The organism is Pedobacter suwonensis, assembly GCF_044762335.1.
Classification (GTDB): domain Bacteria; phylum Bacteroidota; class Bacteroidia; order Sphingobacteriales; family Sphingobacteriaceae; genus Pedobacter.
Genome location: NZ_JBIWEB010000009.1, coordinates 88,014 through 106,236, shown reverse-complemented (window position 1 = coordinate 106,236; position 18,223 = coordinate 88,014). Strand labels below are relative to the sequence as shown.

General features: G+C 38.9%; 15 protein-coding genes. 5 read left to right on the top strand and 10 right to left on the bottom strand.

The window, feature by feature from the left end; translation table 11 throughout:
• The first annotated feature begins 18 nt into the window (after positions 1-18).
• From ACIQXP_RS15475 to ACIQXP_RS15465, 3 genes are all read left to right on the top strand, one after another.
• Positions 19-1,011: a DNA-directed RNA polymerase subunit alpha gene (locus tag ACIQXP_RS15475; protein ID WP_090984031.1), complete on the top strand. Its 993-nt coding sequence runs from the start codon at positions 19-21 to the stop codon at positions 1,009-1,011.
• Positions 1,012-1,115: 104 nt separating this feature from the next.
• On the top strand, positions 1,116-1,637 hold the full coding sequence (gene rplQ, locus ACIQXP_RS15470) for a 50S ribosomal protein L17 (protein WP_090984029.1): 522 nt from the start codon (positions 1,116-1,118) through the stop codon (positions 1,635-1,637).
• Between the two features lie 83 nt (positions 1,638-1,720).
• Complete coding sequence (locus ACIQXP_RS15465; RefSeq protein ID WP_391527783.1) at positions 1,721-2,572, top strand: glycoside hydrolase domain-containing protein; 852 nt, start codon at positions 1,721-1,723, stop codon at positions 2,570-2,572.
• Between the two features lie 27 nt (positions 2,573-2,599).
• Here ACIQXP_RS15465 and ACIQXP_RS15460 read toward each other — a convergent pair whose 3' ends face one another.
• A complete protein-coding gene (locus ACIQXP_RS15460) occupies positions 2,600-3,232 on the bottom strand; it encodes a gluconate 2-dehydrogenase subunit 3 family protein (protein ID WP_387505903.1) in 633 nt (210 codons plus the stop codon).
• A 10-nt stretch (positions 3,233-3,242) separates the two neighbouring features.
• Positions 3,243-4,979: a GMC family oxidoreductase gene (locus tag ACIQXP_RS15455; RefSeq protein WP_387505904.1), complete on the bottom strand. Its 1,737-nt coding sequence runs from the start codon at positions 4,977-4,979 to the stop codon at positions 3,243-3,245.
• Positions 4,980-5,269: 290 nt separating this feature from the next.
• Here ACIQXP_RS15455 and ACIQXP_RS15450 point away from each other — a divergent pair, with 290 nt between their 5' ends.
• Positions 5,270-6,466, top strand: a complete 1,197-nt coding sequence (locus ACIQXP_RS15450) for a class I SAM-dependent methyltransferase (RefSeq protein ID WP_387505905.1) — start codon at positions 5,270-5,272, stop codon at positions 6,464-6,466.
• 78 nt (positions 6,467-6,544) lie between these two features.
• On the opposite strand, the gene ACIQXP_RS15445 is transcribed toward ACIQXP_RS15450, so the two are convergent.
• Positions 6,545-7,150 carry a hypothetical protein gene (locus ACIQXP_RS15445; protein ID WP_293744742.1) on the bottom strand — a complete coding sequence of 202 codons (606 nt, stop codon included), beginning with the start codon at positions 7,148-7,150 and terminating at the stop codon, positions 6,545-6,547.
• A 371-nt stretch (positions 7,151-7,521) separates the two neighbouring features.
• Entirely contained in the window at positions 7,522-7,881 is a 360-nt protein-coding gene (locus ACIQXP_RS15440) for a DUF1304 domain-containing protein (protein WP_293744741.1), read from the bottom strand.
• A gap of 431 nt (positions 7,882-8,312) precedes the next feature.
• Between ACIQXP_RS15440 and dnaK the strand changes: the two genes are divergently transcribed.
• Positions 8,313-10,220, top strand: a complete 1,908-nt coding sequence (dnaK, locus tag ACIQXP_RS15435) for a molecular chaperone DnaK (protein WP_090984225.1) — start codon at positions 8,313-8,315, stop codon at positions 10,218-10,220.
• 585 nt (positions 10,221-10,805) lie between these two features.
• Here dnaK and ACIQXP_RS15430 read toward each other — a convergent pair.
• The 6 genes from ACIQXP_RS15430 to ACIQXP_RS15405 all read right to left on the bottom strand — a co-directional run bounded on the left by ACIQXP_RS15430 (position 10,806) and on the right by ACIQXP_RS15405 (position 18,064).
• The gene (locus tag ACIQXP_RS15430) at positions 10,806-11,705 is read right to left on the bottom strand and encodes a nucleotidyltransferase family protein (RefSeq protein WP_387505906.1); all 900 of its coding nucleotides are present in this window, start codon (positions 11,703-11,705) and stop codon (positions 10,806-10,808) included.
• Positions 11,706-11,820: 115 nt separating this feature from the next.
• On the bottom strand, positions 11,821-13,383 hold the full coding sequence (locus ACIQXP_RS15425; protein ID WP_293744739.1) for a helicase HerA-like domain-containing protein: 1,563 nt from the start codon (positions 13,381-13,383) through the stop codon (positions 11,821-11,823).
• 95 nt (positions 13,384-13,478) lie between these two features.
• A complete protein-coding gene (locus tag ACIQXP_RS15420) occupies positions 13,479-13,784 on the bottom strand; it encodes a chaperone modulator CbpM (protein WP_293744738.1) in 306 nt (101 codons plus the stop codon).
• 5 nt (positions 13,785-13,789) lie between these two features.
• The gene (locus ACIQXP_RS15415) at positions 13,790-14,686 is read right to left on the bottom strand and encodes a DnaJ C-terminal domain-containing protein (protein ID WP_293744737.1); all 897 of its coding nucleotides are present in this window, start codon (positions 14,684-14,686) and stop codon (positions 13,790-13,792) included.
• Between the two features lie 288 nt (positions 14,687-14,974).
• Positions 14,975-17,392 carry an alpha/beta hydrolase family protein gene (locus ACIQXP_RS15410; RefSeq protein ID WP_387505907.1) on the bottom strand — a complete coding sequence of 806 codons (2,418 nt, stop codon included), beginning with the start codon at positions 17,390-17,392 and terminating at the stop codon, positions 14,975-14,977.
• 255 nt (positions 17,393-17,647) lie between these two features.
• On the bottom strand, positions 17,648-18,064 hold the full coding sequence (locus ACIQXP_RS15405) for a DUF1801 domain-containing protein (RefSeq protein WP_387505908.1): 417 nt from the start codon (positions 18,062-18,064) through the stop codon (positions 17,648-17,650).
• Between the last annotated feature and the right edge of the window lie 159 nt (positions 18,065-18,223).

The window sequence follows — 18,223 nt, the reverse complement described above, 5'->3', positions numbered from 1 at the left end:
GAATTTAAAAAATTATAAATGGCAATTTTAGCATTTCAGAAACCAGACAAAGTGATCATGCAGAAATCAACCGATTTCGATGGCACATTTGAATTTCGTCCTTTAGAGCCCGGTTTCGGTGTAACAATTGGTAATGCCTTAAGAAGAATTTTACTTTCTTCATTAGAAGGTTATGCTATTACTACTATTCGTTTTTCAGGCGTTTCTCACGAGTTTTCTACCATAAAAGGTGTTGTAGAAGATCTGACTGATATCATCTTAAACTTAAAGCAAGTTCGTTTTAAGAAAACAGGTGATTCAGGTGATTCTGAAAAAGTTTTCATCATCGTTAATGGTCAAGATCAGTTTAAAGCTGGTGATATCACTAAATTCTCTAACAACTTTACAGTTTTAAACCCTGAGCATGTTATCTGCAACATGGATAAATCTGTTACTTTGGAAGTGGAATTAACCATCAATAAAGGACGTGGTTATGTACCTGCTGAAGAAAATAAAGTTGCTGATGCTGTTGTAGGTGTAATCGCAATCGATTCAATTTATACTCCGATGAAAAATGTAAAATACACGATCGAAAACTTTCGTGTTGAGCAAAAAACGGATTATGAAAAATTGGTTTTAGATATCTCTACTGACGGTTCAATTCATCCTGAAGAAGCATTAAAAGAAGCGGCTAAGATCCTTATCCAACACTTTATGTTATTCTCAGATGAGAATTTGGTATTAGAATCTCAGGCAAAAGAAGAAACCAAAGAAGTTGACGAGGAAATTTTACACATGCGTAAAATCCTTAAAACTGAATTGGTAGATATGGATCTTTCAGTTAGGGCATTAAACTGCTTAAAAGCTGCTGATATCCGTACTTTGGCTGACTTAGTTTCTTATGACGTTGCTGATATGTTGAAATTCAGAAACTTCGGTAAGAAATCTTTAACTGAGATCCAGGAATTAGTAAAATCAAAAGGTTTATCATTTGGTATGAACCTGTCTAAATTTAAATTAGACGAAGAATAATACGCATGGCGCCATGCGCTTAGCGCAAAGCGTTGAATTAACTATTAGTTCACAGTGTATAATTCCCTCTGAGACAGAGACGGTATACACTTAATCAAAAAACAATGAGACACGGTAAAAAAGTAAACCACTTAGGTAGAACCGACAGCCACAGAAAAGCGATGTTAGCTAACATGGCTACATCACTGATTAAAGCGAAAAGAATTACTACAACTTTAGCTAAGGCTAAAGCTTTACGAACTTATGTTGAGCCATTAATCACGAAAGCGAAAAATGACACTACTCACTCACGTCGTACAGTTTTCTCTTATCTACAAGATAAAGAAGTAATCACTATTTTGTTCCGCGAAGTGGCTGAGAAAGTAGCTAACCGTCCAGGTGGTTATACTCGTATCATTAAATTAAACAATCGTCAGGGTGATAACGCTGAGATGGCTTTAATTGAATTGGTAGATTACAATACAGTTTACGGTAAAGATGTAGAGGTTAAAGAAGAGAAGAAAACAACTCGTCGTGGTAGAAGTAAAGCTGCTGCGCCTAAAGCTGCTGAAGCAAAAGCTGAAACTGCTGAAGAAGTTGCTCCTGCTGAAGAAGCTCCTGCTACTGAAGAACCAAAAGGAGAATAATTTTATTCAACTTAAGGATATTAAAGTCCTGTTCGAAAGAGCAGGACTTTTTTTTTACCTTGAAGCAAAAAAATCTAACACTTATGAAAGTCGTTGCCAGCCTAATGCTCATCTTCATGACTAGCCAATTTTCTATTTATGCCCAGCAACCAGACAGCTATTATTCACTGAAAGTTATCGGTCAAATCTTATTGCTCGGAGAGCGCAAAATTGAGGTCAATGCGGATGGCCTTTTAAAACAGGTCAGCGTAGGTGGTTTTTCTGATAGTACCGTTAAACTCCATCAAATACTTTATGAGCCTATTCATTTTCATTATTATATTGATGCGAAAAAACAGCTTAAATTTTCTCCAACTGCATTCAGGTTCCTAACTGTCGGAAAAGACTCTGTTACCTGGTGGGCGCAAAGTACAACTGAGGGCCTGAAACAGGATGTTTTTGGCAAGGCCTATGCTAACGGTGTTATTCGGTTTAAAGTGCATGTTTCAGGCGCACAGGTCAAATTTAATAATATCAATTTTCATATTCCTTTTAATATTGCCAATTCGAAATATTTTGGTGGATTAGGTCAAAAGAGCAATATACGTCCAGATACGGTAAAATGGAATTTACGTAATTATTCGAAGATAAAACCAGCTTTTTGGGTGGGCAATGAGTGGCGTGGACTTTATTTAAGATTGGATGATCAGCCTAATAGCAACAATAATAATTTTGTAAATGGTTGGTCAAATGAGAAAAGCGAGGGTTTTCAGATTAATGTTAAAGGGAGTTCTATGCTTTCGGATTTTACTACCGGCAGTATCGCGTTAGCTTCAGGACAAGAACTAACTTTCAACTATACTATCGTAATTTCGGAACGCGGTAATTTGAAACTACCGGTTAATTCAAAGAAGAAATTTAAGCAGTTATTATATTTAGATCTGCATACAAAATAAAAAGGAGCGAATGATCGCTCCTTTAATTCAAATCTTTACATTCTCCATCCCATACTGTTTTAGTACATCGGCAGGAACACCAGCCCATTGGTTTGGTGCATTGCCTACATAACCAATGTCTTTTACGCCCATTTCTGTCGTGTAAAAACCGGAGGCTGTTAAATTTCTCATTCTGTTGAAAAAGGCTACGCCTGCCTGCATTTCTGGCCTGGCTTTTTTAGGGTAGGCAATTTCATCAACAATAGAGATCTGCTGATCTGCAGAGGCATCAATAAAAGGTTTTTGAAATTTATTAAAGCTGTACACATCCAGCCATTTCAGGCCGCCACGCATAGGTGTTTTATGTTCAGGAATATCTTTTACTATAAATTCGATGAACTCTGGTACTTTGGCATCAGAAGCACTGCCCGAAACTTCATCTTTGGGAATAATGATATCGGCCAGAACGGTGATTGTAGCCATTTCATGTTTAGTGAAAAAAGTCTCTGATTTCAGGTTTTTATCACGGTCTAACTCCCATTGTTCCCTGCCTGTTTCTTTCGTACTTTCCTCAGGTGCAGCAATGTCTGTTTTTGCTTCAGGCTGTTTACAAGCCTCAAGCAGTACAGTTGTACTAATGGCGGTTAAACCTAGTGCTTTTAGTGAATCACGTCTGTTCATATGGTAAGGCTTAAATGTTCTGTTTTTTCTTTTGAGCTAAAATATATTCTGCTGTACGCATAGATAGTGCTAAGATGGTCCAGGTGGCATTTTTATCACCTTGTTGTACAAACGGTCCGGCATCTACCACAAACAAATTTTTACAATCATGAGCCTGGCAATATTTGTTCAGTGCCGACTTTTTAGGATCATCGCCCATGCGTATGGTACCTACCTCGTGGATGATTTTTCCAGGATTGAGTAAACCATAATTGGTATCTGCACCCTGGATCTCGGAGGTTACCACTGCACCCATTTCCTTCATAATTGAAAGAAAGGTTTCCTGCATGTGTTTTGCCTGTAGAATTTCATCTTTATCCCATTTGTAGTTAAATCTTAAAACCGGAATTCCATATTTATCTACCGTATTGGGGTCTATTTCGCAGTAGTTGCTTTCTCTTGCAATTGCGGTACCACGACCAGCCATTCCAACACCAGTGCCATAAAACCTGCGATAATCATCTTTTAAAGATTTTCCGTAACCTCCGGCTTCTTTCATTTTACCATCTCTGCCAGGTACCATGCCATTCATTTGAGCCACACCGCCACCAAAACCATAAGCAGGCATGCCCATTCCTCCCCAATATTCAATGTGATAACCACGTGGGAAGTTAAGTTTACGATTATCCAACCACCATGGCGAATAAATGTGTACACTACCTACACCATCTTCATTATAACGTTTTCGATCCATTAACTGCGGCAAAAAGCCCGAAACACTTGCCCCTGTAGAATCGTGCAGGTATTTACCCACTACACCACTGCTGTTTGCCAGGCCATTTGGGTGTGAAGTTGATTTGGAATTCAATAATATACGGGCTGACTCGCAGGCGCTGGCACCTAAAATAACCAGTTTGCCGTTTACCTGATATTCCTGTAAATCCTTACGGTTTATATAAGAAACACCTTTTGCGGTACCATCCTTATCCGTAATCACTTCACGTACCATTGCATCGGTAATCACGGTCAGGTTTCCGGTTTTCACCGCTGGGTTTACCAAGCATGATGAGGATGAAAAATCGCCGTAAACTTTACAGCTTCTGCCACACTGCCCACAGTAAAAACAAGGTGCTCGATCATTGTTGTTGGGTAAAGCTTCTGTTAATACCGACCCGCGACCGGTAATTACCCTGACACCGGCTTTTTCTGCTCCTTTTTTGATAAAAAGTTCGTTTAACCTTGGTTTAGGTGGTTTCATAAAAATGCCGTCAGGTTCATTTTCTAAGCCTTCTGCTGTTCCATAAATACCGATCATGCGGTCAACTTTATCGTAAAAGGGTTTTACATCAGCATAGGTTATCGGCCATGCATCAGTTAAACCATCTTTAGGCTTAAAATCATCCGGACCCATCCGCAGAGAAATCCTCCCCCAGTGGTTAGTACGCCCGCCGAGCATGCGCGAACGAAACCATTCGAATTCACTCTTGTTTTTCTGGGTATAAGGCTCGCCTTCTAATTCCCAACCGCCATAAGAAGCGTCAAAATCACCAAATGGGCGAACGGTTCCTGCACCACGACGTGGCGATTCCCATGGCCATTTTAATTGATGTGAATCTAATCGCGGATCAAAATTTTGACCAGCCTCAAGCATTAAAACCTTTTGACCGGCATGCGCCAGTACATAGGCTGCCATCCCGCCACCTGCACCTGACCCAACAATAATGGCATCGTAAACGGTTGGCGATTTTTTTATCTGAAAGTCACTCATGTATTGTGATTTGCTATTTAAATACCCTAATCTAAAGTTTAATTTTTTGAAAAAAAAGTGTTCCGCTACTTTGGAATCAATATAGATAATGGTGTTGTGACTTATTGTAAATCGTATTATGTGATTCGTTTATTTAAATCAATATTAACAATTTTTATGTTTGAAGATTACAGTCCATATTACCTTTTTCCTCTTCCATCTTTTTAATATGGTCGCTCTATTGTTACATTATTCATTATGTGTTCAGCTCCGGATAAACTTGATTATCTTTGCGTCTCAAATCCATTTAAGTGTTAGCAAATATCAACTCATTTATTGCCGCGTTAAAGGCCAGCTTAGAAGAAGAAAGTTTTGTGAAAATTTCTTTAGGGAACTATAAAGGGGAAGAGGACGCTTTAAAACAATTGCTGATCCGGAAGGTGATCATCAAGCGTGAAGATAAACTGGCTGTTACCTATCGTTACAAAACACGCGACGTGGTAAAAAACTATGCTATCGATGAGGCTATTGATTTAATTAAGGATTACCTGACGACCGGATTTAAAATAGCTACCCTGTTTACCACAGAAAACGACCTGATCTTAGAAGAGCTGAACAATGGAAAAGTGGTATTACGTAAAGGTAAAGCTTCGAATGTGGAAGTGCCGTCTGCCAGTCATGACAAAGAAAAAGCCAGGTTGATCAAACCTGCTTCAAAATCTTACTTAGCTGAATTAAAGATTAGCGATGCAGAAGGTAAGGTTTTCAAAAATGCACAGGATAAATTCAGGCAAATTAACCATTACATTGAAATTTTAAGCACGCTGATAAAAGAGCTGCCGGAAGGAGCCATTAAAAAAGTTGCTGATATGGGCTCGGGTAAAGGTTATTTAACCTTTGCGCTGTATGATTATTTACATTCTGTTTTAAAATTAGAAAGCGAGGTGATCGGAGTAGAGTATAGGCAGGATATGGTTGACTTATGTAACCAGGTTGCGATAAAATCTGCTTTCAATAAATTGAATTTTGTACAAGGCACTATTGAAGATTATCATGCAGAGGATGTAAACCTCTTAATTGCATTACATGCCTGTGATACCGCAACAGACGATGCCATTTATAAAGGAATTAAAGCCAATGCCGAACTGATTGTGGTTGCACCCTGTTGCCATAAACAGATCCGCAGGGAAATTGAGCAAAACAAAGTGAAGAATGATGTTTCTTTTTTGACCAAATACGGTATTTTTTTAGAACGTCAGGCCGAAATGGTTACTGATGGCATACGTGCGCTGATTTTAGAATATTTTGGCTATAAAACGAAGGTGTTTGAATTTATTTCTGATGCGCATACGCCTAAAAATGTGCTTGTGGTTGGGGTGAAAAGAGCAGAAAGCTTAACGGCTAAAGGAGAAAGCGAAAGGAAAGCGGAAGTTTTAGAGAAAATTAAAGCGAGTAAGGAATACTTTGGAATTGGTTACCATCATTTGGAGCGATTGTTGGCATTGTAGTTTAATCGCAAGGACACGGATTTTTATTGAATGGCTCATAAGAATACGAGCCATCCTTGGTATACGTAGCAGCTGGAATTATTTAAATCTTAAAGCGTTAAAAATAGTAGGGGTGATATATTTTTTAAGATTTTCCATTTCATCGGTTAATATAAACGTATAGGCATCAGCAATGTCTTCTTTATGTATGGCAACTACCATACAGAATTTGTAGTCTTTGCCGAAATTTTTGGTTGGCGTAACTATAGTGAAAAATCCTGCGTCGGCATTAAAATCCTTTTTTACAGCTGGATCCGGAAACTGTTGGATCGAAGGCGGTTTATTAGATCCGCCGGCTATGTTCATTGCTATTGCCATAAGTGTAGCTGATAGCATAGTATTTGGATTTATCCTAATTTCTCCTTCTTTTTTTGTTTCCAACCATTTTTTGTACTCTTTTACCCTTTCGGTTAAAGAACGTATAGCATATCTGATTTCTATGTGTTTTGAAGTATCAATAACTGCATATTCATATAGCATAGCTGAATTTTTGATAGGTTCTGTTTTTACAAAACCCTCAGGTTGATCTAGCATTAAGTTATTGTGGCTGATTATTTTTTCAAAACTTTCGGCAGGTTTGGTGTCCTGAGATTTTGCTACATGAATGATCCCAAAGAATGCGATTGCGATAAAATATTTCTTCATTTTGATTTATGGTTTGTGAAACGATGTAAAACTGGTGAGATTTCCACAACGAGTATGTATAAAAAGTGATTAAACATATTCCAAAGTAAAAACAGGCTCTTTCCCGTTTTTAAGCAGTTCAACTAATTTTTTCATAGTTGTACCAGACGATGTTTGTGTAAAAAACAGATAATCAAAATATTTTTACCATATAAGACATACGAGCGCATACAGGTTTAGAGCGTCATCGCGATTTTTCAGGCAAGAGCCCTGATGATACTCCGAATGAAGCCATTCTATGGAGAGTTTGTCAACGGTAACTTATTTCTAAATCTAATTACCTATATTGGTTTTCGGTCGGTACGACGTCGACCGATCTATTGAATTCTTAGTTATAGATGTAATAAGATAAGCGCTACCAATGCCGGGATTGATTGCACATACAAAATTTTCTTGCTCGCCGTTGCGGCACCATAAATACCCGCAATAATTACGCAGCATAGAAAAAATATAGCTACGTACATTTTCCATTGATGATCATTTATGCATAACGACCAGATTAAACCCGCTGCTAAAAAGCCATTATATAAGCCCTGATTAGCAGCCAATGTTTTTGTTGGTACGAATAAGTCTTTAGGAATGGTTTTAAATACCTGTGGTGCTTTGGTTGTCCACGCAAACATTTCTAACCAAAGAATATAAATGTGGATGAAGGCGACTAAGCCAATTACGATTTGAGCTGCTATTTGCATATGATAGAGATTACACAGATTTAAATGATTAAATTAATTTGAATGATTGCCCCAGATTGATTGCATCTTTAAAGATATAAAATTATGGATGGATTTTTACGGCCCATTGTAACTAAACCCGATAATAGCGAATACGTAGTGCAACGGAGTAAAGCGGTTAGCGGGGCTGGTGTTTCCGAAGAACTGCTGACTTTCATTTTCAAATCATTTTAAGAAATCTGTACTTTGCTCTAATACCTGAGCTTTAAACTTTGCCCTTTCAATCCATCTGCATCTTACCTGTTTTCTGTCATGCTGTCAGTATCGAATAGGATCGTTTTTTACATTTTATCAGTCTTTTGTCCATATTATCTGCCAAAAACCAATTGGCACAAGCATTGTTTAATAGCAGTAGAAATTATAATACTTTAAAAAGAGAAAATAAAAATACAATGGGAAAAATTATTGGAATAGACTTAGGAACAACAAACTCTTGCGTGAGCGTAATGGAGGGCAATGAGCCTGTAGTTATCGCAAACAGTGAGGGTAAACGTACTACACCGTCTATTGTTGCTTTTGCAGAAAACGGTGAGCGTAAAGTTGGCGAGCCTGCTAAACGTCAGGCTATAACCAACCCAACAAAAACGATATATTCAATTAAACGCTTTATGGGGAGCAGCTACGACGAAAGTGCGAAAGAGGCTGGACGCGTACCTTATAAAGTAGTAAAAGGCGATAACAACACTCCACGTGTTGAAATTGACGACAGAAAATACACTCCACAAGAGATTTCTGCAATGATTTTGCAGAAAATGAAAAAAACTGCTGAAGATTTCTTAGGACAAGAAGTTACAGAAGCAGTAATTACAGTACCCGCTTATTTTAATGATGCACAGCGCCAGGCGACTAAAGAAGCTGGTGAGATTGCAGGTTTATCTGTAAAACGTATCATTAACGAGCCAACTGCAGCTGCTTTAGCTTATGGCTTGGATAAAGCACACAAAGACATGAAAATTGTGGTGTTTGACTGTGGTGGTGGTACTCATGACGTGTCTGTATTGGAATTGGGTGATGGCGTTTTCGAAGTAAAATCTACCGATGGTGATACTCACTTAGGTGGTGATGACTTTGACCACATCATTATCGATTGGTTAACTCAGGAATTTAAATCTGAAAACAGCATGGACCTTTCTAAAGATCCAATGGCGTTACAACGTTTAAAAGAAGCGGCTGAAAAAGCTAAAATTGAGTTGTCAAGCACTACTTCTACTGAAATTAACTTACCATATATTACTGCTGATGCTAGTGGTCCTAAACACTTGGTACGTACCTTGTCCCGTGCTAAGTTTGAGCAATTGGCTGATAGCTTAATCAAACGTACTATCGACCCTTGTAAATCTGCTTTGAAAAATGCTGGTTTAAGTACAGGCGATATCGACGAAATTATCCTGGTAGGTGGTTCTACACGTATTCCTGCTATTCAGGAAGCGGTTAAAGCTTTCTTCGGTAAAGAGCCAAGTAAAGGTGTTAACCCTGATGAGGTTGTAGCAATCGGTGCTGCTATTCAAGGTGGTGTATTAACTGGTGATGTTAAAGATGTATTGTTATTAGACGTTACTCCTTTATCATTAGGTATTGAGACTATGGGTGGTGTAATGACTAAATTAATCGAGTCTAACACAACAATCCCAACTAAAAAATCGGAAACGTTCTCCACTGCAGCTGATAACCAGCCTTCAGTAGAAATCCACATTTTACAAGGTGAGCGTCCGATGGCTGCTCAAAACCGTACAATTGGCCGTTTCATTTTAGATGGTATTCCACCAGCACCTCGTGGTGTGCCTCAGGTAGAAGTATCATTTGATATTGATGCCAACGGTATCTTACACGTAAGTGCAAAAGATAAAGCTACTGGTAAAGAGCAAAAAATCCGTATTGAAGCATCTTCTGGTTTAACTGATGCTGAGATCAAAAAAATGAAAGAAGAAGCTGAAGCTAATGCTGCAGATGATGCGAAGCAAAAAGAAGAGGCTGATAAGATTAACGGCGCTGATGCTTTAATTTTCTCTACTGAGAAACAATTGAAAGAGTTTGGTGATAAATTATCTGCTGATAAAAAAGCGCCAATTGAAGCTGGTTTAGAGAAATTGAAAGCAGCACACTCATCACGTAACTTTGCAGATATTGATGCAGCTTCGGCTGAATTACAAGCTGCCTGGAACGTGGCATCGGAAGAAATGTACAAAGCTGGAGAGCAGCCTCAGGGTGGTGAACAACCACAAGCTGAAGGACAAGCTCAAGGTGGCGATAACGTTACTGACGTTGATTTTGAAGAAGTAAAAGAAGACGATAAGAAATAGTCTTAAAGTCGGAAAGTCTGAGGTCCGTAAAGTCCGAAGATCTAAATATAGAAAGCGTTCCTGATTAAATTCAGGGACGCTTTTGTATTTTATCGTCATTGCTAGAAGGCTTTTTCAGCCGACAGCCTGCCCCGACTTTACGGGGAAGCAATCTTTAAAGCAATGGATGCTAACATAATAGATTGCTTCGTCGTTCCTCCTCGCAATGACGACCTTATTTTGGAGTTTAGCAATGGTTGGTGCGAAGCATCTTTTATATTATGCAACTAATTGATATTCAGTTTAATATTTTCAAAAGTCTAAATTAACCAAATGGCTTTAAGATCTTCAGTAGATATTCGACTCAGAATCTCTCCTGGCAGAAAGGATGCTAAACAAGTTCAGCATGACGATCGCGTTTGGAGAAAGAGGCCAAAATTGATCGCAAGATGTAAGAACTAATTGAGTTAAGTTTAAAAATACTGCTATCTGCTTCTTAAGGAGGACTTGTTGCTATGTTATTTTATTTAAATGCCTCAGACTTTTAAAACCTGAGGCATTTTCTTTAGATATACACCTAAGCTTATATAGCTTCGGAATCTGAATTTAATCCCACAGTTTTTCCGGGTATGTTCCGTTCTTAACCAATTGGTTAATACTATCCTGAACATAAGGTTTATCCTCTTTATAAGTTACGCCGAACCATTTGTTCGAAGTAGGTATTACTTTAAAGGTTGCGGTATTGTTTTTAACTAAAGTTTCGCCGATTAACGGGATAAAAAATTCTGCTTTAGGTTTGTCCTTATTGGCTTCTGCAAACTCTTTAAACATTTCTTCTGTAATTTTAAAAACAGCTGGTGTAAAGCCCCAAAAGTTCATTGAAACCGGTGTTTCGTATGCTAAAGGGAATTCTTCTCCATTTTCTTCATAAAAAATCTTGCCATCTTTGGGATAGACCTTAGTACGTTCTACAATTTCCTCAAGATTGCCCGCCGCATCTACCTTACACACACCGCGGGAAACTGCACCAAATTCAGATAAAGTTTTTCCGATCTGGTAACCGATGATGGAGTAGTTGCTGTCCGTTACTTCGGTAGTTAAGAAATCAACCATTTTTTTAAAGGCATCGAAACCATAATAATCGTCAGCGTTAATTACACAGAATGGTTCTTTAACAACTTTTCTGCCCGATAAGATTGCGTGCGCAGTACCCCATGGCTTTTCTCTATAAATTTCTTCTTCTATACCAAACTGTTTTAAATCGAAATTTTGGAAAACGTAATCTACCTCAATTCTTCCGGCAAGTTTGGGATCAAAAATGGATTTGAAGTTATCTAAAAACTCTTCTTTAATGATGAATACAATTTTACCAAAACCGGCATTTATTGCATCGTATATTGAATAATCGATAATCGTTTCGCCATTGGGACCAAAACCATCAATCTGTTTCATGCTTCCATAGCGGCTGGCCATACCAGCTGCCAATATCAATAGGGTGGGTTTCATTTATTGTTTATTATTTTATTTATGGGTGGAAACCTTAATGTGGGATAATTAATACGCCATCAGTTTCAACCTGCGAAATTAGTTATTTGAGCAATTTGTTGTGTAATAAGTTTTTTTAAAATCCAAAAAGTCCGCCACCGGTTTTTGAACGTGTTTTTTTACCGGTAAGCATGCCAAATATACCACGGACAATTTCTTTACCAATCTGTCGGGTTATGGTAGCACCCATTACCTGTTCTACTAAACTCTTTTCTCCAGGTTTTGGTTTGCTTTCTTTTTGCGCTTCAGCTTCCTGTTTCTCTTTTTCTGCTGCTGCAGTTTGTTCATTAATACGTTTAGTTAAAATGTCGTATGCACTTTCAGGATCAATAGGATCTTTATATTTGGCGTACATTGGGCTGGAACGTACGAGCTGATCGAAATCGGCAGCTGTAAGTGGTCCCATCAGCGCCCTTGGCGGGGTAAGCAGCGTTGCCGCTACTTCGGTCGGGATACCTTTCTCATCTAATACGGTCACCAACGCTTGTCCCGTACCTAATGAAGTTAACATTTGGTCAATCTGATAAAAATCCGACTTTGGATAAGTGTTAACTGTCTTTTTTAGGGCATCTACATCATTTGGGGTAAAGGCCCTCAGTGCATGCTGTACGCGGTTGCCTAGCTGGCCCAAAATGCTTTCCGGAACATCCGTAGGTGCCTGCGTACAAAAGAAAACACCAATGCCTTTAGAACGGATTAACCTGATAATGGTTTCAATCTGCTCAAGAAATGCTTTAGAAGAATTTTTGAACAATAAATGGGCTTCATCAAAAAAGAATACCAGCTTTGGTTTGTCTAAATCGCCAACTTCGGGCATGGTATTGAATAATTCGGCCAATAAGCTTAGTAAAAAGGTAGAATATAATACAGGCTGGTTCTGAACATCAGAAATGTTCAATAAACTGATGGCTCCTTTGCCATCAATCCGTTCGAAAAGATCTCCGGCATCAAAGGATTTTTCGCCAAACATACCACCTAAGCCCTGTTGTTCAATTGCCACTATTTTCCTCAGCATGGTACCAGCGGTAGCACTGGAGATACTTCCATAACTGCTTTTAATTTCTGCAGCGCCTGCGCCTTCTGAAAGGTAGGATACCAGTTTTTTTAGATCATTTAAATCGATTATAGGTAGTTTATGATCATCAGCATATTTGAAGATAACGGCTAAAACACCTGTCTGTGTATCGTTCAAATCTAAAATCTTTGATAAAAGTGTAGGTCCAAACTCCAGTACGGTTGCACGCATCTGCGCACCCATTTTGCCTGAAAGGGAGTAAATCTCGACAGGGAAACCTGTTGGCGAAAAATTTTTATTGAGCTGTTGTGCCCGTTCTTCTATTTTAGGATTAACTGAACCGGATTGGTTTAAACCTGATAAATCGCCTTTAACATCCAACATAAAAACCGGTACACCAGCGTCAGACAGTTGCTCTGCCAATAACTGTAGCGTTCGTGTTTTGCCGGTTCCGGTTGCCCCGGCAATCAGGCCGTGTCTATTCATCATTTTTAATGATAAATTAACTTCGGCTTCGCTATAAACCTGTCCATCTAAAATTCCGGCGCCTAAATAAATATACGAGCCCGAAGGAGCATAAGATGATTTTATTTTTTCGATGAATTTTGGAGAAAGATCGCTCATTTTTTAAAATTAGACTGGCAATTTAGTAAACATATCTTAGAAAGGTTATGTTTTTTATTCAGCAATATAATCCAGAATACGGCCTAAATGGTTGTTTATTGTTGATGGTTAAGCTGCCTGTAATAATTTAATTCGTTCTGAAGCACTGTTATTTCCTGTTGCATATCTTGCAATTGATTGAGCAGGTGCGAAACGGCATGAATCCCTTCTAAATTAATCTGAAGATCGTTTGCCAAACGGAGGTACTGCTCCAGTTTACCCAGTTCATCAACGGGCAAAAAGACAGATTGCTTTTTTACAGTTGTCTGGATCAGTCCAAAATCTTCCAGAGAATGGATAAAGTTAATTTCTACATGATGATAAGCGCAGATATCTTCTACTGGTATTAGATAAGTTTCCATAATGGTTAGAATTTGGAAAGTTTTTCGAATAATTCTTTTTGTTCAGCATTTAAATTGGTTGGTATCTTAACCTGCCATTTAATATACAGATCGCCAAACTGGTTATCTTTTTTGTAAACCGGGAAGCCTTTGCCTTTCAACCTTAAAGTGGTATCAGGTTGTGTGCCTGCTGGTACTTTAAGTTTAACTTTGCCATTTAAGGTTTCGACAATTTTTTCACCACCTAAAATGGCTGTATATAGATCTATTTCTTCCTGAATGTAAATGTCATTGCCTTTCCGTTTAAATTTGGGATCATCGCTAATATTGAATTTGATATACAGATCACCCGGAGGGCCGTTATTAACACCTGGTGCACCATAACCCGGAAGTTTGATCTTTTGCCCGTTTTCTACACCTGCCGGAATGGTAATACGTACCTGTTTGCCATTAACTGTTAAGGTTTGTTTATGTGTGGTATAGGCATCAAGCAGGTTCAACTGTAAATCGGCACTGTAATCCTGGCCTTTGAACGGCGAATTTCTGCTGCTTCTGCCACCGCCTCCGCCAAACATAGAAGAAAAGAAATCAGAAAAGTCTTCACCGCCAAAACCGCCAGAATAGCTGTTCCCACCATAAGCCTGCCCCTGTGATTGGTATTGTCTCTGTTGCTGTTGCTGGGCATCCAGCTGATCGGCATGCTGCCAATCTTTACCATATTTGTCGTATTTTTTTCTTTTTTCCGGATCGCTTAAAACTTCGTTAGCCTCATTAATTTGCTGAAACTTTTTATTCGCTTCCTCATTATTGGGATTGAGGTCCGGATGGTGTTTTCGGGCTAATTTTCTATAAGCTTTTTTAATATCCTCTGTTGTCGCATCTTTTTTTAGATCGAGGATTTTATAATAGTCTATGTAGTCCATAATGGCTTAACAAATTAGTAACGGGAATGTTCAATTTTATTGTATAAATGTAAGGTTTTGCTGTGAAATGGCATAGGGCGGAGAGCAAGTGGCAAAGTGTGTAGCGCAAAGCAAAAATGGGCATAGAGTGAATGTGCTGTCAGCTGGTAACAGCTGACAGAGGCAGCTGAAATATTGGATTTCAGAATGTGATCAGTGTCAGATAGAAATATCCGATACCACATAGAAGCATAATAAACAAAAAATGCCCCATATAGGGGCACTTTGATTGATATAGGTAGATAGATATTATTTTTTGTTTTTGACATATTTTTCTAACCATTGGTCTTGCTCCCACAACATGTGCAATAAGTTTTCTTTGCCACGGTAACTATGTGCTTCGTAAGGTAAAAATACAAAACGGGTTGTGCCACCGGCACCTTTAATGGCGTTGAACAAGCGTTCGCTATTAATGGGGAAAGTACCTGGATTATCATCAGCATCACCATGGATTAGTAACAATGGTGTTTTGATTTTATCAGCATAGCTAAACGGGCTCATTTCGTAATATAACTGAGGGGCCTGCCAATACGTACGTTCTTCGTTCTGAAAACCAAATGGGGTAAGCGTACGGTTGTATGCTCCGCTGCGGGCAATACCTGCGGCAAAAAGATTGGTGTGCGCCAGTAGGTTTGCAGTCATAAATGCGCCATAACTGTGGCCACCAACAGCCATACGTTTTTTATCACCAACACCTAAATCGGCCAGTTTATTAATTGCGGCTTCGGCATTTAACTGTAGTTGATCTACAAATGTATCGTTCGGTTTTTTACCGTCTTTGGCCACAATTGGCATTTCGGCATTATCTAAAACTGCATATCCGCGGGTTACCCAGAAAATAGGGGAGGCCCAGCTAATGGTGGTGAATTTATCTTTCGATCCGCGGATCTGTGCAGCATCAGCAGCAGAATTAAATTCGCGTGGGTAAGCCCAGATCAAAGTTGGCAGCGGACCATCTTTATCTTTATTGTATCCTTTTGGTAAATACAAATCGCCGGTTAAATCCACCCCGTCGGCCCGTTTATAAGAAATTTTTTGTTTGCTGATGCCCTCTAAAGAAGGATAAGGGTTAGTGAAATTAGTAACAGGCTGGTCGGCAATACGAAGCAACAGGTTTTTGATGAAATAATTAGGGACTAATTTCTGGCTTTCTTTACGGGTAATTAAAACTAGTTTATCAGGGTTAATGACATCACTTACGTATTCAAACGTTCCTTCAGCGCTGCGCCAGATAATTTCGTTCTTTTTAGTAGCTAAGTCGAATTTAGCCAGGAATGGCAAATCCCCTTTTTCGGATGAACCCACCACATTGTTCATTAACAGTTTCGTGCCATTATCAACCGTTTTGATTACCTGCCGGCCGTATTTATTTTTGATCGTAACCGGAGAACCCGGGTTACCGTATGCATCGGTTTGGTTACGGCTGTACAGTTCTTCTACCGTCCCTGTTGTAGGATTATAACGGCTTACTTTAGTGGTTTGTTTGCTGCGCAGGCCTTCCGTAATAAGCGCAAGGTTGGCATCACCCCACTGTACACTACGGTAACGGGTCTGTGTTTTAAACAATTCTCTCTCGGTTCCGGTAAAAGGCGCACTTAACGCATAAACTGCATCATGGTAGGGAACATTTTTTTTGATTAGACCACTATCCAGCGGCTTGCTCCAAACCAGTGTAGCGGGTTCATCATCCCTCCAGTCGAAACCGCGGGGCACGTTTTGTGTATTATCATAACCAGATGGCGTACCCTCTGATGATGGTAACTCGGCGATTACCTTAACTGTTTTACCTTTTAAATCACTGATGGAAACAGTTGATGGAAAACCAAATGCCGAAACCAGATAAGAAAATGGTTTGCGGATGGTTTCGACCAACATATAGTTCTTATCCGGCGATAAGCTCACCGAGCCATAAATAGCCGGTTTACCGATAGGCACTTCTACTCCAGCCGTATTTTTGACCAATTGCGAGGTGGCATAAAATTCAAATAGCTGTTCATCAAACGGTGATTTAATCAGGTCCTGAAAAGTAGCGCTAGGTGCAGCTTTTCCTAAATTTTGTTGGATGGTGGGTCCTTTAGGCATTAATGGTTTTGTAGGTGCAGCACTGGCTGGTTTAGTTACCGTACGGTAGACAACGGTTTGATCATTTAACCAAGTGATACCACTCCCTAAAATAACGTTTAAAAAAGCATTATTAATTTTAGTCGCTTTTTTTGTAGCCAGATCAATGATGTAAAGATCTACTCCCTTTTGCGTGGTATGTGTAAAAGCAATCTTATTTTCAGATGGATTCCAGCTAACGTTGCCGGCGTATAATGGATTTGGCAAGCCGGTTACCTGAAAATTTTGATTTGATTTTATGTTTTTTAGACTGAAATTGTTGATATAGGTTTGTCTGCTGGGCGAGTAATTATTCGGGTTTAATCTTAAACCAGCAATTCTGTATTCAGGCATGGCCAATTCTGCTACCGAAGGATAGGAATTACGCTCGCTGAATAAGATCCATTCAGCTTTGCCATCTATGCTCACGCCAGGAGTTGGTTTAGCCAGCAATAAATCTGCAATTTCTTTTGGTGGAGTTTGGTAGTTCACTGCATCTTGCGCGGCAGAATTAAGCGAAATGCAAGTGCCTGCTATCCATAAATAAAAGCTTAGTTTTTTAATCATTTCCGGTTTTTTATTCGAAATAAGGAATGATCAAATATTGTAAAATTTAACTTATTGCTGCGTAACTTCTTAGTGAGGCATATTTCGCTATATATCCGAATTTGACAGAGTTCTTGTAGATGATAATTTTTTTGATAATTAAACAGAGAATGTCCCCAAAGCAATCAATGTATTAACCGAAATCAGCGATTTAACTGGATACTTTATTAAGAACGGGTTGGCTATTAATTCCATCTCCACCTTACATTTTTCATTTTAAGGGTATAAACTTTTAATCCTTGCCACAGAATTGGTGACCATTTCTTTTAATATCTCCACGTCTATGTCGCTTAATTGTTTTACGTATGTGCAAGCTTTAGCGGTCTTGTGTTTTCCGAATTTAGCCAATAGTTCGTCACGTTTTTCAAACCCTGATGATAAGTATAGCGCTATTGCATCTTTCCGTGGCGAAAACCCAACCAGCGGAGCGTCACCTGCTCTGCCGCTTTCATATTTGTAATGGTAGCTGCCAAAGCCAACAATAGCTGTTCCCCACATTTTCGCTTTAAAACCTGTTGTTTCAGCGATAATATTCGCAAGATTAAAACAATCCTTCCGTTTCGTTTCATCTGTTACCGTATTCAGAAAATCGGTAACACTTAAATCGTTTTCTGTAGTTTTATTCTGCGCCATGTTTTTGACAATGAATATAAGGTTTAAAGTAGCATTGGTTAACGAGTCCGATCCTTCACTTTGTAATATTTTTAAGTGTTAGCCTTAAGCCTTTTATAAATTTATAATTTGTAAACAACAATTTAGAAAACAGCATGAAAACAGTTCATCATAAAATAA